Source organism: Paenibacillus sp. R14(2021), assembly GCF_019431355.1.
GTDB lineage: Bacteria > Bacillota > Bacilli > Paenibacillales > Paenibacillaceae > Paenibacillus_Z.
Genome location: NZ_CP080269.1, coordinates 4445837 through 4463272, shown reverse-complemented (window position 1 = coordinate 4463272; position 17436 = coordinate 4445837). Strand labels below are relative to the sequence as shown.

Below are 17436 nucleotides of genomic sequence, written 5' to 3'. Positions count from 1 at the left end.
TGAAAAAGAAGCAGAGGATTCGTCCCGTTTCCATGGTTCATTTTCATATTCGCATTTCGATGAAACACTAAAGCGTTCGCTGCTTTAGTGTTTTTTTATTGGAACAGGAGGCGGAAATATGTCCAGGTACAAACGTGTGCTTATTAAGCTTAGCGGCGGCGCCGTCGCCGGCAAGACGGAATTCGGTTTCGAGCCTGAACGATTGAATCACATCGCGGATGAAATCCTGTCCGTCACGAGCCTCGGCGTAGAAGTCGCCCTCGTGATTGGCGGAGGCAACATCTTCCGCGGCAGTATGGCGGAGAGCTGGGGCATCGAGAGGGCCGAGGCGGACAATATCGGCACTCTTGCGACCGTCGTGAACAGCCTGATGCTGCGCGGCGTGCTGAAAGCAAAGCTTGGCAAGGAGGTTCGCGTCATGACCTCCATACCGATCGCGTCGGTAGCCGAGCCCTACATTCGTCTCCGGGCGATTCACCATCTGGAGAAAGGGTACATCGTCGTCTTCGCAGGGGGAAACGGTCAGCCATACGTAACGACCGACTATCCTTCGGTCCAGCGGGCTATCGAGGTGAACTGCGATGCGATCTTCGTTGCCAAGCAGGGCGTAGACGGCGTTCTCGATGCAGACCCGCGGCACAACAAGTCGGCCAGACTGTTCAAATCCCTTCATTACGACGATGTCTTGAAGCACAACCTGAAGGTCATGGATCAGTCCGCTTTCATCTTGGCCAGGGACTACAAGCTGCCCATGCATGTGTTCAACTTCGACAGAACGGGTGTCATGAAACAAATTTGCCAAGGGCAAGATAACGGCACGATCATCAGCGGCGCATCCGTGCTGGCATTCGAATAACAGGGCAGCCGTAAGTCCTATGATTATGCTGCCCTGTTACGCAAATCACCGCCTGTAACGAGCTGCTCGGCTCCCATCGCAAATAGACCTGAAGCGAGAAGGTCATTCTCACTTCAGGTCTTCTGTTTATACTTCTAATACGCTTACCGCTCCGCTGACGCGATATGTCCCCTTCGCTCAGGTGCGCGTCGCTTCGTACACGAAATACTCCGTCGCCTTTGTAGCCGCGCTGCCGTCGACATAATCGGCCGATACCTTTATGTCCGTGAAGCCAACGCTCTCCAGCACGTACTTGAACTCCTCAATGCCGTACCACCGCAGCGCGAAATACTGCAGCTCCGTTCCGATCAGCACGCCGCCGCGCCATTTCTCGTATTTCATATGCGAGACCTTCCGCTGATGGAACAGGTCAGCTTCTACAAGCTTGCCCTCCATCGTGATGATGTCGCCATCCGGTAAGTGAAAGGTCGACGTGCCGCCGAATCGGCCGCATTCGAAATTCGTATCCGGCAGAAATAAATCCAGAAGCAAGCGCCCGCCGGGCTGCAAGTGCGCATGAAGACGCTTCAAGGCCTGCACAGATGCCTCCCGATCATCGATCAGCAGGAAGGAGCCAGCCGGTACGATGATCGCCTCATAGCGTTCAGGCAAATCCAGCTTCTGAAGCTCCGACTCGTACAGCCTTGCAGCGAGTCCACGTTCCTCGCATCGCTGCCGGCAGGAAGCCAGCATGTGCGGCGAAGCGTCAACCCCGTCCGCAAGCAGGCCTGCTTCCAGCAAGGGAATGTACATGCGCCCCGATCCGACCATAGCCTCCAGAATACGTCCTTTGCAGTCCTTCACCTTATCCCGGTAATACTCGATATCTCCGCCGATCGATTGACCGATCTTCTTCGTATGATCGTAAACTTCCGTGCACAATTCTCCGTAATAACTAAACGACATTCCTAGTCCCTCCGCAAATTCATGATTTCGCGGAAAGGCATCCGTAAGGCGGTTAACCCTTCCGCACCTTATTCGTACGCGCATCGGTCATAAGCAGCATTTGCATGAGAATCACTCGCCTTCTTCTATGATGAGCCTATTATACACCGAAGACCATATTCTCCCATATAGCTCGAAAGGAATTTTATTCCCTGTTTCGAGATTATCCGCTATACTATCCGATGCGGCATGCCTCTCGAACGGTTCGGAGCGGCGCATTTCATTCATGGAGGTTGACCATGACCCTATTCCCTGATTTCACGACGCATCCGGCTTACCTGCGCGGGCAGACGCAGGCATGGTGCAGGCAGCTGGCAGCCATGACCGGCAAGTATGAATTCCCTTGGAATGTTCATTACGAAGGCCCGCCTGCCGAAGAAACGCTGAGCAGCAAGCTTGCCGAGGTGCTGCACGGCAGGGTGCTGGATGTCGGCTGCGGGCATGGTGCCTATACGAACCGCTGGGCCGGCTATGCAGACGAGGTGATCGGTTACGACATGACCGAAGGTTTCATCGCCACGGCGAACCGGGACCACCACAAGCCCAATGTCCGCTACGTTGTCGGCCGCACGCATGACGGCCTCCCGTTTCCGGGCGATTATTTCGACGCCGCCTTCACGAAGAAAGGACCGACCAGCTGGTTTGCCGAGGGTAACCGTATCGTCAAGCCCGGCGGGCCGCTCGTGCTGTTCCATCCGGGAGACGGCGAGGGCGAGGGCGGCGAGCTCGGTCTCGCTTTTCCCGGACTCTTCGCACCCCCGTCGCCCGGCACGCCAATTCTGGATAAGATTCAAGAACGGCTGGGGCAGAGCGGCGTTACGGCGGTCCAAATAACCCGGCTTCAAGAAACCGTCTGGCTGCCGTCGCCCGAGGACGTGCTTGAAATGTTCGTATTCGGACAGAATGAAAGCTATAAGCAGCATGTGCGCGAAGCCTGCATGGACGGAATCGCATCGCAATTCGAGAAACACGCAGGCAGCAAGGGACTCCGCACGACCGGTTTCTATTACTTGCTAACAGCACGGGCCGCAGAGACGCATGGCGTTTGAATGGCCCGACGGATACGCCTCCTCCCCCCTTGCTTCTTGGACGGAGAATCCTTATAATCACTCTACATCCTATTTCGAAGGAGATTGCACGCCATGAAATCCGCCATTCGAATGAACTGTAATCCGCTTCATCATCACAAGCAGCGTTAGCACACCTGTACACATTCAGGGTGGGCTAGCGCATTTCGCGCTTCCCTCCCTGCCGCATACCGGGCGCGCAGGACCAAGAGGTCCGGCGCGCTTTTTATTTTATCCCCTCAATAACGAAAGGATGGTTTCCCATGCAGAACGTCAAAGGAACCTATGATTATTTCGGCAAGGAGCAGGCGCTCCGCAAGAAAGTAAAGGATACGCTCGTAACCTGGTTCGAGCGCTATGATTTCGACGAGATGGATTCAACCCTGCTGAACGAAATCGAGCTGCTCGCATCCAAATACGCGGGCGGCGACGAAATCCTGAAGGAAATGTACCAGCTGACCGATCAAGGCCAACGTAAGCTTGGGCTGCGGTATGATCTCACTATCCCCTTCGCCAAAGTCATCGCGCTGAATCCCGGCATCGACCTGCCGTTCAGACGGTACGAGATCGGCAAAGTATTCCGCGACGGTCCCGTCAAGCGCGGACGGCTACGGGAGTTCCTGCAGTGCGACGTCGACGTCGTCGGCATTGCCGGTCCAGAAGCGGAAGCCGAGCTTATGCAGCTGGCCGCGGACGTATTCCGCACGCTGGATATTGCCGTGGCGCTGCGGTGGAACAACCGCCGGTTCCTCGGCGAGGTGCTTGCCGCGGTCGGCGTGCCGGACACCGAGATGCTGACCGTCATGCTGACGCTCGATAAGATTGAGAAGATCGGCGCAGAAGGCGTCAGAGCCGAGCTTGGCACCAAAGGATTGGATCCGGCCGCGGCAGCCGCCATCCTCGATCTGATGGCCATGGAGCGCCCCACGCTTGAGCAGCTGACCGAGAAATACAAGCTCGGCGGCTCCCCCGGCGCCCTGGAGGCAGCTACCCTGCAGCGGCTGATTCGCGATATCGGGCTGGAAGCGTCGTGCCGGTTCGATCCTTTCCTATCACGGGGATTATCGTTCTACACGGGGACGGTCTACGAGATCTTCGATGCCTCTGGCACCTTCACATCCAGTCTCGGCGGGGGCGGGCGCTATGACGCCATCATCGGACAGCTCGTCGGCCGGGACGATATCGCCTATCCGACCGTCGGCCTATCCTTCGGCATGGAATCCATCATGGCGATGCTGGAGGGCCGCTCCATAGAGACGAGGGCGGCCGAGGCCGTCGTCATTCCCATCGGGGAAAATGTCCCTGAAGCGCTTCGGGCGGCGGACGTACTGCGCAAGCAGGGCATCCGCACGCGCACGGAAGCCGGACGCAAGCTGAAGAAAGCGCTGGCAGCCGCTTCCGCCAAGGGCACTCCGTATGCCATACTGATAGGTGAGGAAGAAAAATGCAACAATCAGGTGAGGTTAAAAGCTATGAACGAGAAATCGGAATTCGTTCTTACCATCGAAGAAGCGGTCGCCTACATGAAGGAACGTCGTCCGAACTAGCATGTATGCGGGAGGAGAAACATGAGAAGCGAAGCCGATATGTTCAAGCTTATTGTGGGGACTGCACAGGAGGATGAGCGCGTTCGCGCAGTCTACATGAACGGATCGAGAACGAATCCGAACGCGCCCCGGGATACGTTCCAAGACTATGACATTGTTTATGTGGTAAAGGAAACGGCATCGTTCCTGCGCGATCCCGACTGGATTCGCCGGTTCGGCGAGCTTCGGATGGTGCAGGAGCCGGACGGACTGGATGCGCTTCTGGGGAAGAACGTGGATACCGCAAGTTCCTATGGGTATTTAATGCTGTTTATGGACGGCAATCGAATCGATCTGCATCTTCGCACTATCGCGGATATGCAGGATACGTACCTCGCGGATAAGCTGACTCTCCCGCTGCTCGACAAGGACGGCTGCCTGCCTGCGATTCCGCCCCCTTCCGATCAAGATTATTGGGTGAAGCAGCCTACCGAGCCGCTATATGCACACTGCTGCAATGAATTCTGGTGGTGCATGCAGAACGTGGCCAAAGGGCTTGCGCGCGACGAGCTGCCTTATGCCAAGGATATGTTCGAGACGGTCATCCGGGACATGCTGAACCAAATGGCCGGGTGGTGGATCGGCATGGATCAGGGTTTCCGGCTGTCCATCGGCAAGAAAGGCAAGTATTTGAAACGTTATCTTCCTCCTGCTTATTGGACGCAGTACGAGAGGACCTATGCCGACGGAAATACGGAGAACGCATGGCAGGCTGTTTTTGCAGCTTGTGAATTGTTCCGCGCCATGGGAGAAGAAATCGCCGAGCGGTTCGGCTTCCGCTACAGTATCGAGGATGACAGGCTTATGACCGCTTATTTGGAGCAGGTGCGGGACATGGGCAGCACGATCCAGGAACGGATTGTCTAAGTTATTCCCCGATTGATAGGAGAGCCTTTGCCGCGCTGCCCGCGGCAGAGGCTCTTCTTTGTGCTAAGCCCAGATGCAAGGCCCATATCACCCAATGGTCGTCAAGGCATCTGGCCTGCCGACCGACGGCAGCGCGGCCACTGGCTACGCCGACGATGCGTCGGTGCCCGGCTGGGCCCGCGGCGCGGTCGCCGTCTCCGGCAAGCACGCGCTGCTCGACGGGCTGCAGGATAACCGCTTCGCGCCATCCGTCAAGACGACGCGCGCGGAAGCAGCCGCAGCCATCGTGCGGATGCGCGCGGTCAAGTAAGGGCCAGCGGGCGCAAGCAACAAACAAGGAGCAGCCGCGGCCTTCATGCATGGCCGCTGCTGCTCCTTGTTCTGATTGTTACCTGTTCTATAAAGGCAAATCCCTGCGGCGAAACAGCACAGCCGCGAGAACGAACGCCGACGCTCCGATCACAAGCAGCAGCAGGAACGGCAGCGCCACATTCACGCTGCCCTGCACGATCTCGGCCGGCCGGTAGAGGGAGAAGATCGATAGGCTCCGCAGCCAGCTAATGCTGTCGCCGAGCTTCCCGAGCAGGTCCAGGCTGAAGAAGCCGAAGGTGATTGCGCCGGATATGCCGAGCGCTCTCTTGTCGTCGTTCGTCAGCGCCGACACAAGGAACGAGATGCCGCCTACGGCGAAGAAGAGCAGGAAAGCAGCGGCGTTCATTTTCAAAAACAGCTCCGTATGAAAGGCATATTCCGGGCCAAGCAGCCAGGCGTTGCCGATAAAGCCGGCGATCGTCGTGGCGGCCATGATCAGGAACAGCCCGGTCACGAGCACGCAAGCCTGCGTAACGGCAACCTTGACTCTCGTCGTCGGCGTCGACAGCAGGTACCCCATGGCGCCTTGGCTCACCAGCTTCGCCATCAGCTGCGTGGACAGCTGCACGCACAGAATCGATAGGATCAGCACCAGAATCAAGCCGTAATACTCGCCCGAGATGAACGCCTCCGCGCTTCCGAAGCCGCTCAGGCCGAAGGCCTGCCCTACCCCCTCCGGCATGGACTTCACGAGCTGGTCGATGGCCGCCGCATTGGTCGCGATGCCGGGATAGAGCCAGAACATCAGCAGCATATAAAACGCAGAGCCGATCGCGTAGTTCATGAAGCCCTTTAGGTTCACCTTCATCATCTGCATGTACAGCACGCCGTTCATGACTTCCTCTCCTTCCGGTCGTAGTAGTGCATGAAGATTTCCTCCAGGCTTTGGGTGAACATATCGATGTTTCTCACCCTGTATTTGGCTGTCTCCGCCGCGAAGGTCTCGTAATCGCCTTGAACGGATACGCGCACCCGGGTCCCTTCATACGATTCCACTGCCAAGCCGCTTTGCCGGAAGAAGCTCGCTTCCTCCTCGCTTGCAAACGTAACCTCGAAGAGCTTCCGCTGCATCGACTGCAGCTCGTGGATATCTTTGACCGTAAGCAGGACGCCGTCCCTAATAATCGCCGCCCGGTCGCATGTCCGCTCGATTTCCGGGAAGCTGTGCGACGACAGGAGGAAGGTTTTGCCGCGCGCCTTCTCCTCCAGCACGAGCTCGATGAACGTCTGCTGCATCAAGGGATCAAGCCCCGACGTCGGTTCATCCAGAATGAGAACAGCCGGGTCATGCATGAACGCGGCCACGATGCCGACCTTCTGCTTCATGCCCTTGGACATTTTGCGGATAGGCGTGTCGATATCGAACTGCAGCCGCTCGATCAGCCTGCTGCGCCGCGCGGGATCCTTGACCCGCTGCATGGCCGCCATGAAATCGAGAAACGACCTGCCCGTCATGCCTTCGATAAATGAAATCTCGCCCGGCAAGTATCCAACGCTGGCCTGAAACCGGCCTTGTTCCTTCCACGTATCGAGTCCGTTCACCTTCGCGCGGCCGCTGTCTGGCTTCATAAAGCCCATAATATGCCGGATCGTCGTGGATTTACCCGCTCCGTTCGGTCCAAGGAAGCCAAACACCTCGCCTTGCTTCACCTCGAAAGAAACATCGACAATACCTTTGCCGTTCGAAAATCGCTTCGTCAATTGCTGAACACTCAGCATACCGGCACCTCCGCGCGCCAATTTAGAAAGCATACATACGAAATCATGAAATATTCTAGACCATATAGTTCATATGTTATAATAATCCTGGGCCATACAGCCGTCAATGATTTTATGAAATATAAATATGCTTCAAGTTCATAAATTAGATGCTAGCGATAGCGTAAAGGTGGACGGAAATGAACGGATTTGAGAAACGAGCCAGCTCGATCAAAGCGAAAATCATGAATACAACCTTGGAGCTGCTTCGGACAACGGAGCTGAAACGGATACGGGTTGCCGATATCGCGCGGCTCGCCAATGTCTCGCAGGTGACCATCTATAATTATTTCGGCAGCAAGGAAGCGCTCGTCCGCGAAACGTTCCAGACGTACTTCGACGGCGCGATCGCCGACTTCGAAGCCTATTTGGCCGAGGGCCATCCGCTGAAGGAGAAGATCGAACATATTGTTTTCCTGAAGAAGGCATCTTTCCGCGATTTTCCTCCCGGGCTGATCAAGGAGCTGATGGCCGGTGACCCGGAAATCGCCCTTTATATCGAGCGGCAGTACAGGGAGAAGTCGCTCCCCATGACCGCGCGCATCATCGAGGAGGGAAAGGAGAGCGGCGAGATCGCGTCGTCGGTATCCACGCCGAACGTGCTGGCGTTCATCCAGCTGTTCATGAACCAGTATGATCGCATTTTGGATATGGCGCAGAACAGCGGGGACCGTGACGGCTTTCTGGAAGGGATGCTGGAGCTGTTCTTCTACGGACTCTCCGGGAAAAGATGACGGCCCGGCAACACATAAGCCGGTCGCCAGGTTTGAGCCGAGACGAACGCAGAAAACCCGCAATCGATCGCGATTGCGGGTTTTTCGCCGTGCGGGTAGGGGGCATGTGGATAGGGGTCAAACGTATGTGGATCCTGCCGACAGGTCACCTGAGACGAACGCCTAGCAATAATGACCGTCAGCCGCGCTCCTTACACGCAGCCTCAATAGCTGCCGTAATAAGGCGTATCCAGCTCCTTCTCCGTATAGACGGAAATCAGCACGACAGCTAGTTCATCGCCGGCGTTGCGCACGCGATGCGGCACGCAGGCGTTCCAGCTGAAGGAATCCCCTTCGCCGAATTCAGCTGCGTCCTCGCCCTGTTCAGCATAAATCCGGCCCTTGAGGACAACGTGAACCTCCTCGCCTTCATGCGCGTGCGGCTCATCGCCGGTCGACGCGCCGGGCGGAATCTCGACGATCATCATCCTCATGTTCCTCGCGGCGCTTAAGTGCTCGACCTTTAACTGGCCCGAACCGCTGGTTGTCGTTTTGCGGTCCGTTTTGCGGACGATGCCCATACGCTCTTCTTTCTGCAGCAGCAAATAAGCGAGCGGCACGTCCAGCGCTTTCGCGATATTCTCAAGCGTTGCAATGGAAGGCGAGGTTTTATTCGTCTCCACCTGGCTCATGAAGCCTTGGGACAAGCCCGTTTCCTCGCAAATCTGCGCGATCGTAATGTTCTTGCGTTTCCGGATCGACCGGATGGCGGAGCCGATATCCATGTCCATTCACTCCCCAAAATATTAGCGATACTAATGTTCCTTTCATATTAACAATTTTTCTGTTGACATGCTACATTCGAAGGTATAAATTATTGATATGAAATAATATTTAGTATTACTAATATAAACGTGATGATCAAGGAGGCAATCGCCATGACCTCGCCATTTCATTTTGATATCCACCTGCCAGCTCACATGGAACCCGGCAAAAGGTATCCGGCGGTTTTCACGCTGCACGGCAAAGGGTCTAACGAACGTAATATGTTCGGCCTCGTGCAGCCGCTGCAGGACGAATTCATCATCATCGGCATTCGCGGCAATCTTACGCTTGGAGCCGGCTATCAATATTACGGGCTGATCAGTCTCGGCAACCCGATTCGGGAGCAGTTCGATCCGGCCATCGCGGAGCTTACGGCCTTCATTCACGAGATAACGGCACACTATCCGATCGATCCGGGCAAGCGTTATCTGCTCGGCTTCAGTCAAGGCGCAATACTGGCCATGACGCTGGCCCTCACGATGGGGGCTGAATTGAAGGGCATCGTCGCGCTGAATGGCTATGTGCCATCCTTCGTGAAGACGGAATATCCGCTGCGCAGCGTAAAGGACATGTCCATATTTATTTCCCACGGCGAATTCGACTCGGTCTTCCCGGTTGGGATCGGCCGCGAATCAGCTGATTATTTCAGAACACGCACGGAACGCTTGACGTTTAACCTGTACCCGACTGACCACGGCGTCTCTCCCGAGAACCAGTAGGATTTTGTACGATGGCTCTCCCAGGATGCCGGAACATACACCAGTTAAGGAGTGAATATAACCATGATGCCAGCTTATTTCTTCGCCCACGGCGCGCCGTCGATCGCAATCGAGGATAATGCCTATACCGATTTCTTACGCAGCTTCGCCAGCCATACACCAAAGCCCAAAGCCATCGTACTCTTCTCTGCACACTGGGAAGAGCAGGTGCAAACGATCAGCGCCGTCGATGCGCACAGCATGATTTATGATTTCTCCGGTTTCCCAGAGGCGCTTTACCGGATAACCTACCCTGCCCATGGGGACCGTAAATTAAGCGAAGAGATTGGGTCGTTGTTTGCGGCGCACGGCATCCCGAGCCAGCTGGATGAATCCAGAGGCCTCGACCACGGATCTTGGGCCATTCTGTCGCTCCTTTCTCCCGAGGCGGACATTCCGGTTATTGCGTTATCCGTCAACCGCCATCTATCCAATGAGCAGCAGTTCAACATCGGCAAGGCGCTTGCCAAGCTAAGAGAGCAGGATGTCCTTATTATAGGCAGCGGAGTCACCGTTCATAATTTGCGGCGCGTGAATTGGGGCGCGACCGATGCCGAGCCTTGGGCCGTTGCGTTTGACGACTGGCTGCAGGAGAAGCTCGAGGCTTGGGATACCGAAGCGCTGTTCAACTACAGGCAGCTCGCCCCCTATGCGGTGGATGCCGTGCCGACGAACGAGCATTTTGTCCCGCTGCTCATCGCCATGGGCGCCGGAAGCCAGAACCGCACAGCCCGGGAGCTTCACCGCAGCTATCAGTACGGCACCCTGACGCTGAACTGCTGGCAGTTTGGTTGATTCCGCGCTTCGTGGGTGAGCGGCAAGATAGGCCGCACTAACGGAATTAGATATTGAAGGACATATACTGCAACGCAAATAAACCTTCATTCCTTAATGGGATTAAAGGTTTTTCGCGTGTGTATCAAATGCCGTAAAAGGAGCTGGCCAAGGTGGAAGGAACGTAGCGGAGCGGAGCGGAGCTCGCTAGTCAGCAATGGACTGTCAGCTATGGACGTCACAGAAGCGCCAGGAGAAGCTTTGCCTCCTTAACTGTTCACGCTGCTAAACATTTACAGCAGCGGCGATTCGCATTTTATTTTGCCGCCAGACGGACATTCGCCGCACCTCTTTTTCCTGTATCAAGCCCATTGTAGCTGGCCAACCTGAAGCTTCGCTTAGCGGCAGCTAATTGTTTGCTGAAAGGGCTGCGGCTGCGCGGCCATGAACGCAAGAAAGACGCCCTAGCTAACGGGCGCCTTTCGTTCCTGCTATTCAATTGCCGGCTAAGGTATATTGACGGTAAGCTTCTGCTGCTCCCCGTCCTCCGAAACCGTTATCGTCGTGTCGCCTATCAGCTCATACTCCGTTTGCTGAAGCCTATATCTGCCCAGCTTGTAGGTTCCCGGTGGGAGGGATAAGCCGAACTGCCCGTCCGCGACCTCTACGCCCGTCGACATCGTGCCCTTCTCATTTTGGACGTCAATGAAGCCGCTCTTCTGATCGGCACCGGCATTATCGATCGTAAACGTAACATTGGCTTCAGGAAGCTGAATGGCGGGCTCTGTGGTTTTACCTTGTTCAATATGAATAACCGTATCCGCGAACAAGTAGGAGGATCCCCATCGCGCAACATTTAGCAGCTTATAATCACCATCCGGGACTTCCAGATAGGCAGTCTCGCCTGACCAGCGATAGAAGTAGGTATTAAAGTCCGTTTGATTAACCGCTTGAAGCGAAATGCTTCCATCCGTAATGATTTTGCCTTTAGCATCCAGAATGGATAGATGCGGAATGTTCGGATTCGCACCGAGCGTGAGCCAGCTGCTAATTCCTCCCCATCGCGCCTTCTCATACGGCGTATTCCCCAAGGAATCCTTCCTGTAGGGTTCAGCCCCATGCTGAAGCAATAATTGTATGACCTCATAGCTGCTCGCTTGGACGGCATTGGAGAGCGAATTATCCTGTGACGGGTCCCCGCCGTGATCGAGCAGAAGAGTGACGATTGGTACGCTTGGATGGATGATCGTAACGGAGTTGTCAGGATTCATGCTCCAAATATTGCCGCACGCCACAGCCAGCAGCGATCCGCTTAAGTTGTCCAGCGGCATGTTGGGATTAAGTCCATGCGCCAGCAGCACGTCCATAAGTCGCTCGTTCCGATGGAGAAGTACCTGAAATACGCGCTGATGGTCATACGTCGCGCCATGCTCAAGCAGCACCCTCGCCGCGTCCGCATGGTCAAACAATATCGCGTAGTCCAGCGCCGTATTGTCGAGGAAAATAGAAAACAGCTTCTTATTCACGTCAACGCCGCGGCTGATCATAACTTCCAGCGTGGCGACGTCGCCGCTTCGGGCAGCTTCGAAGAGCAGCCTTTGAAAGCCTGCCATTTGCGCTTCCGTGTAGCCGATCGTCACCTGTTTCTTGGCGCTGTTATAGAAGACATCCTTGTCCAGCACCAGCGAGACGAACTTTGCGGCTACATAGGTGCGCCCATCCTGAATGACCGGCGCCGAGGACAGCTGGAAGGTCTGCTTGCCTTTGACCGCTTTATTCGAATTCAGCTTGCCCTCCACGCGAGTGGAGCCATTGACGGCGACTAGACCGCCGGCGCCCATTTGAAAGCGAATGCCTAATGCATCGAAGACCGCTTTGGCCGGAAACATTAAGTTCCCTCGAATGATCACCGGCGGAACGGCGAGCTTCAGCGGCTGCCGGTCGAGAATGACCGAGATCGGCGCGGCCGCCGGTGCCGCGGCAGCTGCTTGAGGCGCGGCCGTTGCAGCCGGCATTCCCGAAGTTAACAGCATCGTGCCCGCTATACCATAGATGGCCAATCGACGAAATTTGCGGCTTGAATTCATTTTCTCTTCTCCCCTTGAATGCTAGATGAATGATAGGATCTTATGGATGTTTACTTCCTTTTATATAAAGTTTTACCATGTATCTGCTAGAATCGTCCACCAAACGCCGCAAAAAAAGCCCCGCAGCGTCTATTAGACGACTGGGAGCTATGCATGATTGATAGGAATCGCTATGACGGCTGTTCAACCTCTTCGGTTGCGGGCTCCTGCATAAACTTCGCTTCCACCTTCTTGCACAGCCAGAACGAGACAGCGACGAACGCCGCCACGTAGAGCAGCTCCGCAGGCCGCTCCATAAATCTCGTCACGTCGTGGCCGATCAGCGAGACGGAGAACGCCATAATCGCTTTGCCGAGCGAAACGGCGATCAGGAAGGAGCGCAGACGCATGCGGGCAAGCGCCGCGGCGACATTAATGACGACGAACGGACCGACGGGGAACAGACTCAGCACGAAGACATATCCGAATGCATTGCGCCGAATCCAGCCCATGCTGCGGCGAACAGCCGGCTTGCGCGACCAGCGGTCCACCCACCGCGACGAACCGATCCGGCGAACGATCAGGAAGGTCAGCATGCAGCCGGCGACCAATCCGATCCAGGAATAGAGAAAGCCAAGCCAAAGGCCGTAAGCCGCCGCGTTGCCGCCTACGATGACGATCGTCGGAAGCGGCGGCACGAACGACTTCATGAACGTGAGCGCGATGCCCGGCAGGGGCCCGAGCTGCTCATAACGCTGCAGCAGCTCCTGGAGCTTGGCCTCATCCAGCGATGAGAGCCAGTCTATGAGGCGGCTCACACTATTCCCACGGATACTTCGTTAGCAGATAGTCGGCAAACTTCTTGCTTTCTTCCCTGCGGTGCTTCCGCATCTCCGTCCGGGAATCCGCCGTTTCGAACAGCTTACGCTCCTCTTCCGTCTCCGGAATGACCTGAGGCACGGGCGTCGGGTGATTATTCTCGTCGAGCGCAACGAAGGTTTGGAACGCCGTTGCCGCGATTTTGCGTTCGCCGGTCTTCATGTCTTCGCAGATGACCTTCACGAACACCTCCATGGAGCTCGTGCCTGTGTGCGTGATGAAGGACTCCAGCGAGACGGAATCGCTTGGCCGAATGGGGAGGAGAAAGTCGACGGAGTCCGTCGACGCCGTAACGGCGGACACCCGGCACAGCTTGGATACGGAGATCGAGGCGATGTCGTCGATATATGACATCAGCTTGCCGCCGAACAGTGTATTGTGATTGTTGACATCGGTTGGAAAAACACGGGAAACTTTGAAGCAGCGCGTCTCTTTGATGTATTTCGGTTCCACTTCGTTCACTTCACTTTCTTGAGATAGGCTTGTAATTTGGAATTATTGTAGCATACTCCGGCGGGATTGCCAGAATCTTCTTCTAGCTGCATGCCAAAAAGAGACCCCATAAAGGGTCTCTTCAACGGGCGCAGCTCTGGCGAGAGCCTCGTCTCTATGCAATTAAGTCGATGGCTTATTCGCCGGCCGCTTCTGCGAGGAATCAAAATGCTCCATGTCGATCCCGCTCCAGATGTTGCCCGCGTTCACACGCTCGGGATGATCGAATACGAGGAACGCAGTCGGCAAGTAACGCATGCCGTACTTGCTGGAAGGCTTGTTGACAACGGCATTGTCCTTCACCAGCACGGTCGAGGAACCACCGTCAAGATTCGCCGCCGTTACCGCACCCTTCTTAAGCAAGATCTTCTGCACGTCGTACAGCGTCGCGCCGACCGAATAGCCCGGCTGGCGGCCGTCGATGACGACGAACATAATCGTTCCGTCCTTCTGCTGCGCCATGACGGTACGCGGAGCAATACCCCAGCCGTCGGCTTCACTCTTGATCAAGCCTTTGCCGTTGACGATGAATTTGGGCTGGAACGTGACGGCGTCACTGACGCCCATATCCAGCAGCTGCGCAGGCGTATACCGCCCTGCTACCATCAGGCCGTCCCGGTCGATGCCGACGACGTTGACCTTGGCTTTCATCCCGTTTCCCTTATACAGCAGCTTGCCGCCGGACATCACGATGCCTGCCGGCTTGAACCCGTTGCCGCTCCAGTTCGGATCGTCGAAAGCGCCCCCGTTCACGCCCGCAATGGCGCCTGTCCGCTGCACCATGCTGAGCACCGTTTCCCCGGAGCCCACCGTATTCGTCGTGATGACGCGGAGCATCTTAGGATCGTGGACATACATAATGAACCCCTTGAACCGACTAGTCGAGATCGGCTCCACCTTCACGGCGCTGTCTGGATGCGCCGCAAGGTTGACGTTATGATTGTCCTTAACCTGACCCATTTGGTCGAATTCGTTCGCGTAATCCGCGACCCGCTTGTCCAGCTCGCTCTGTCCAATCAAATATTTGGCCATATACCGGTGCTGGCTCGTAATGAGCGTATCCGCCATCATGTAGCGGATATCCGAGCCGGATGGCGTCAAATAAAACCAGCCGCCGGCGCCAAGTATAATAAGAAGCGCTCCTGCAAAAACTTGTGTTACCCTTCGTTTCCACCGTTTTCGTTTTGGGGCAGGCGCTTTCCTGCTGCTTTTTCTGTTATCTATTTTCGGCCCGTTTACGGGCTCTATTTGAGTCTGCATGACCTTCTCCTTCACTGTGTCAGAGTCGCGTTGTAAGAAGCGAAGGCAGGCGGCCTTCGTCCATTGAACACTATACGCCCCGCAGCTTAAAAGAAGCTGAAAATAACCCGTGTAAATGATGGTAAGCCATTTTCTTCAATGATTTCGGCACAACCTGCATACTTGAAAACAGTTGAAAAAACGCCGCTGCACGGCTCATTTGGCCATCGCAGCGGCGTTTCGTGGTTACATAAATTACACCATGACTTTGCAAATATCGTTCGTGAAGGCGACCGGATCCTGGATCGGCAATCCTTCGATAAGCAGCGCTTGATTATATAGCAGCTGCGTGTAGAGGCTCAGCTTCTCGCTGTCCTTCTCTGCGGCATCCTTGAGCGACTGGAACACGGGATGGTTCACGTTGATCTCCAGCACTTTCTCCGCCTGCACGTTCTCGTTGTTCGGCATCGCGCTCAAGATTTTCTCCATCTCGATGGATACCTCACCCTCGCTCGTGAGGCAGACCGGATGGCTCTTCAGACGCTTGGACGCTTTCACCTTCGTCACTTTGCCGCCCAGCACCGTCTGCATCTGCTCGAACAGCGCCTTGCTGCCTGCTTCTTCAGCTTCCGGTTTGTCGCTGTCGGCATCCGGCTCGATGCCAAGGTCGCCGCTCGATACGGATTTGAACGCCTTGTCCTTGTACGTCATGATCGACTTGATCGCAAACTCGTCGATATCGTCCGTAAAGTACAGAATCTCGTAGCCTTTGTCCGCCACCATCTCGGTTTGCGGCAATTTCTCAATGCGCTCGATGGAGCTGCCGGATGCGTAGTAGATGTACTTCTGGTCTTCCGGCATTCTGGACACGTACTCATCCAGCGAGACCAGCTTGTTCTCCTTGGACGAATGGAACAGCACCAGATCCTGCAGCACGTCCTTGTTCATGCCGTAGTCGTTGTACACGCCGAACTTCAGCTGGCGGCCAAACGCCTTGTAGAACTTCTCGTAGCCCTCGCGCTCGTCCTTCAGCAGGCTGAGCAGCGTGCTCTTGATCTTGTTCTTGATGTTTTTCGCGATCAGGGTCAGCTGGCGGTCATGCTGCAGCATCTCGCGGGAGATGTTGAGCGACAGATCCTCGGAATCCACCATCCCTTTCACGAAGCTGAAATAATCCGGCAGCAGGTCGCCGCACTTGTCCATGATCAGAACGCCGTTGGAGTACAGCTCGAGGCCTTTCTCGAACTCCTTCGTGTAATAATCGAACGGCGTGTTCTCCGGAATGTACAAAATCGCCCGATAGACGACCGCACCGTCCGCGCTGATATGGATATGCTTCAGCGGCTTATCGAAGCCGTAGCGTTTCTCGTGGTAGAACTGCTCGTAGTCGGCGTCGGTCAGCTCGCTCTTGTTCTTGCGCCAGATCGGCACCATGCTGTTGATCGTCTGCTCTTCCGAGTACGACTCCAGCTCCGGCTCTTCGCCTTCGGCTGTGTCTGCCTTCGGACGTTGGCCTTTGACGTCCATCTTGATCGGATAACGGATGAAATCCGAATATTTCTTAATGACGGAACGGAGACGGTACTCCTCCAGAAACTCGTCGTAGTTATCGTCTTCGGTGTTCGGCTTGATGTGCAGCACGATTTCAGTCCCTACGGTCGTCTTGTCCGCGCCTACGATCGTGTAGCCGTCAGCGCCTTCGGACTCCCAGCGGAACGCATCCGGGCTGCCAAGCGCGCGGCTCGTTACCGTTACGCGGTCCGCGACCATGAACGCCGCATAGAAGCCGACGCCGAATTGGCCGATGATGTTGTGGCCGTCCTTGCTCTCGTTCTCCTTCTTGAACGCGAGCGAGCCGCTCTTCGCGATGACGCCGAGGTTGTTCTCGAGCTCCTCCTGCGTCATGCCGATGCCGGTATCGGCGATCGTAAGCGTGCGGTTCTCTTTGTCTGCCGTGACTTTGACGTAGTAGTCGGCTGCATTGAAGACGAGACCTTCGTCGGTCAGCGCCTTGTAGTAAATTTTATCGATAGCGTCGCTTGCATTGGAGATCAGCTCCCGCAGGAAAATCTCGCGCTGCGTGTAGATGGAGTTGATCATCATTTCCAGCAGTCGCTTGGACTCTGCTTTGAACTCTTGCTTCACCATAAAACTGGATACCCTCCCCAAAGTGTTCGGATGATATTAGCACTCTCATGAT

General features: G+C 55.6%; 17 protein-coding genes. 8 read left to right on the top strand and 9 right to left on the bottom strand.

All coding sequences use genetic code 11. The features are described from left to right. Positions 1-118: 118 nt before the first annotated feature. Positions 119-856: a UMP kinase gene (gene pyrH, locus KXU80_RS20830; protein WP_219835058.1), complete on the top strand. Its 738-nt coding sequence runs from the start codon at positions 119-121 to the stop codon at positions 854-856. A 177-nt stretch (positions 857-1033) separates the two neighbouring features. On the opposite strand, the gene KXU80_RS20825 is transcribed toward pyrH, so the two are convergent. Continuing rightward, positions 1034-1801: a class I SAM-dependent methyltransferase gene (locus KXU80_RS20825; protein ID WP_219835057.1), complete on the bottom strand. Its 768-nt coding sequence runs from the start codon at positions 1799-1801 to the stop codon at positions 1034-1036. Positions 1802-2079: 278 nt separating this feature from the next. Between KXU80_RS20825 and KXU80_RS20820 the strand changes: the two genes are divergently transcribed. The 4 genes from KXU80_RS20820 to KXU80_RS20805 all read left to right on the top strand — a co-directional run bounded on the left by KXU80_RS20820 (position 2080) and on the right by KXU80_RS20805 (position 5670). After that, positions 2080-2889 (top strand): class I SAM-dependent methyltransferase, encoded by an 810-nt coding sequence (locus tag KXU80_RS20820; RefSeq protein WP_219835056.1) that lies wholly within the window; start codon positions 2080-2082, stop codon positions 2887-2889. Positions 2890-3170: 281 nt separating this feature from the next. Beyond that, the gene (locus KXU80_RS20815; protein ID WP_219835055.1) at positions 3171-4454 is read left to right on the top strand and encodes a histidine--tRNA ligase; all 1284 of its coding nucleotides are present in this window, start codon (positions 3171-3173) and stop codon (positions 4452-4454) included. Between the two features lie 21 nt (positions 4455-4475). Further along, the gene (locus KXU80_RS20810) at positions 4476-5360 is read left to right on the top strand and encodes an aminoglycoside 6-adenylyltransferase (protein WP_219835054.1); all 885 of its coding nucleotides are present in this window, start codon (positions 4476-4478) and stop codon (positions 5358-5360) included. A gap of 94 nt (positions 5361-5454) precedes the next feature. Beyond that, complete coding sequence (locus KXU80_RS20805) at positions 5455-5670, top strand: S-layer homology domain-containing protein (protein WP_219835053.1); 216 nt, start codon at positions 5455-5457, stop codon at positions 5668-5670. Positions 5671-5757: 87 nt separating this feature from the next. On the opposite strand, the gene KXU80_RS20800 is transcribed toward KXU80_RS20805, so the two are convergent. After that, the gene (locus tag KXU80_RS20800) at positions 5758-6567 is read right to left on the bottom strand and encodes an ABC transporter permease subunit (protein WP_219835052.1); all 810 of its coding nucleotides are present in this window, start codon (positions 6565-6567) and stop codon (positions 5758-5760) included. Continuing rightward, on the bottom strand, positions 6564-7451 hold the full coding sequence (locus tag KXU80_RS20795; protein WP_219835051.1) for an ABC transporter ATP-binding protein: 888 nt from the start codon (positions 7449-7451) through the stop codon (positions 6564-6566). The genes KXU80_RS20800 and KXU80_RS20795 overlap by 4 nt, the downstream gene beginning before the upstream one ends. A 179-nt stretch (positions 7452-7630) precedes the next feature. Between KXU80_RS20795 and KXU80_RS20790 the strand changes: the two genes are divergently transcribed. Continuing rightward, positions 7631-8224: a TetR/AcrR family transcriptional regulator gene (locus tag KXU80_RS20790; RefSeq protein ID WP_219835050.1), complete on the top strand. Its 594-nt coding sequence runs from the start codon at positions 7631-7633 to the stop codon at positions 8222-8224. Positions 8225-8427: 203 nt separating this feature from the next. On the opposite strand, the gene KXU80_RS20785 is transcribed toward KXU80_RS20790, so the two are convergent. Then, positions 8428-8988 carry a helix-turn-helix domain-containing protein gene (locus KXU80_RS20785; RefSeq protein WP_219835049.1) on the bottom strand — a complete coding sequence of 187 codons (561 nt, stop codon included), beginning with the start codon at positions 8986-8988 and terminating at the stop codon, positions 8428-8430. 153 nt (positions 8989-9141) lie between these two features. Here KXU80_RS20785 and KXU80_RS20780 point away from each other — a divergent pair, with 153 nt between their 5' ends. Then, complete coding sequence (locus tag KXU80_RS20780; protein WP_219835048.1) at positions 9142-9747, top strand: alpha/beta hydrolase; 606 nt, start codon at positions 9142-9144, stop codon at positions 9745-9747. A gap of 63 nt (positions 9748-9810) precedes the next feature. Further along, a complete protein-coding gene (locus KXU80_RS20775; protein ID WP_219835047.1) occupies positions 9811-10581 on the top strand; it encodes a DODA-type extradiol aromatic ring-opening family dioxygenase in 771 nt (256 codons plus the stop codon). Positions 10582-11066: 485 nt separating this feature from the next. Here the strand turns inward: KXU80_RS20775 and KXU80_RS20770 are convergent, their stop codons facing one another. The 5 genes from KXU80_RS20770 to htpG all read right to left on the bottom strand — a co-directional run bounded on the left by KXU80_RS20770 (position 11067) and on the right by htpG (position 17384). Then, on the bottom strand, positions 11067-12647 hold the full coding sequence (locus KXU80_RS20770; RefSeq protein ID WP_219835046.1) for a copper amine oxidase N-terminal domain-containing protein: 1581 nt from the start codon (positions 12645-12647) through the stop codon (positions 11067-11069). A gap of 170 nt (positions 12648-12817) precedes the next feature. Next, positions 12818-13444 (bottom strand): TVP38/TMEM64 family protein, encoded by a 627-nt coding sequence (locus KXU80_RS20765; protein ID WP_219835045.1) that lies wholly within the window; start codon positions 13442-13444, stop codon positions 12818-12820. Position 13445: 1 nt separating this feature from the next. Continuing rightward, complete coding sequence (locus tag KXU80_RS20760) at positions 13446-13958, bottom strand: acyl-CoA thioesterase (RefSeq protein WP_219835044.1); 513 nt, start codon at positions 13956-13958, stop codon at positions 13446-13448. Between the two features lie 162 nt (positions 13959-14120). Further along, complete coding sequence (locus KXU80_RS20755) at positions 14121-15257, bottom strand: phosphodiester glycosidase family protein (protein WP_219835043.1); 1137 nt, start codon at positions 15255-15257, stop codon at positions 14121-14123. A 234-nt stretch (positions 15258-15491) separates the two neighbouring features. After that, complete coding sequence (gene htpG, locus KXU80_RS20750) at positions 15492-17384, bottom strand: molecular chaperone HtpG (RefSeq protein WP_219835042.1); 1893 nt, start codon at positions 17382-17384, stop codon at positions 15492-15494. Positions 17385-17436 lie beyond the last annotated feature (52 nt).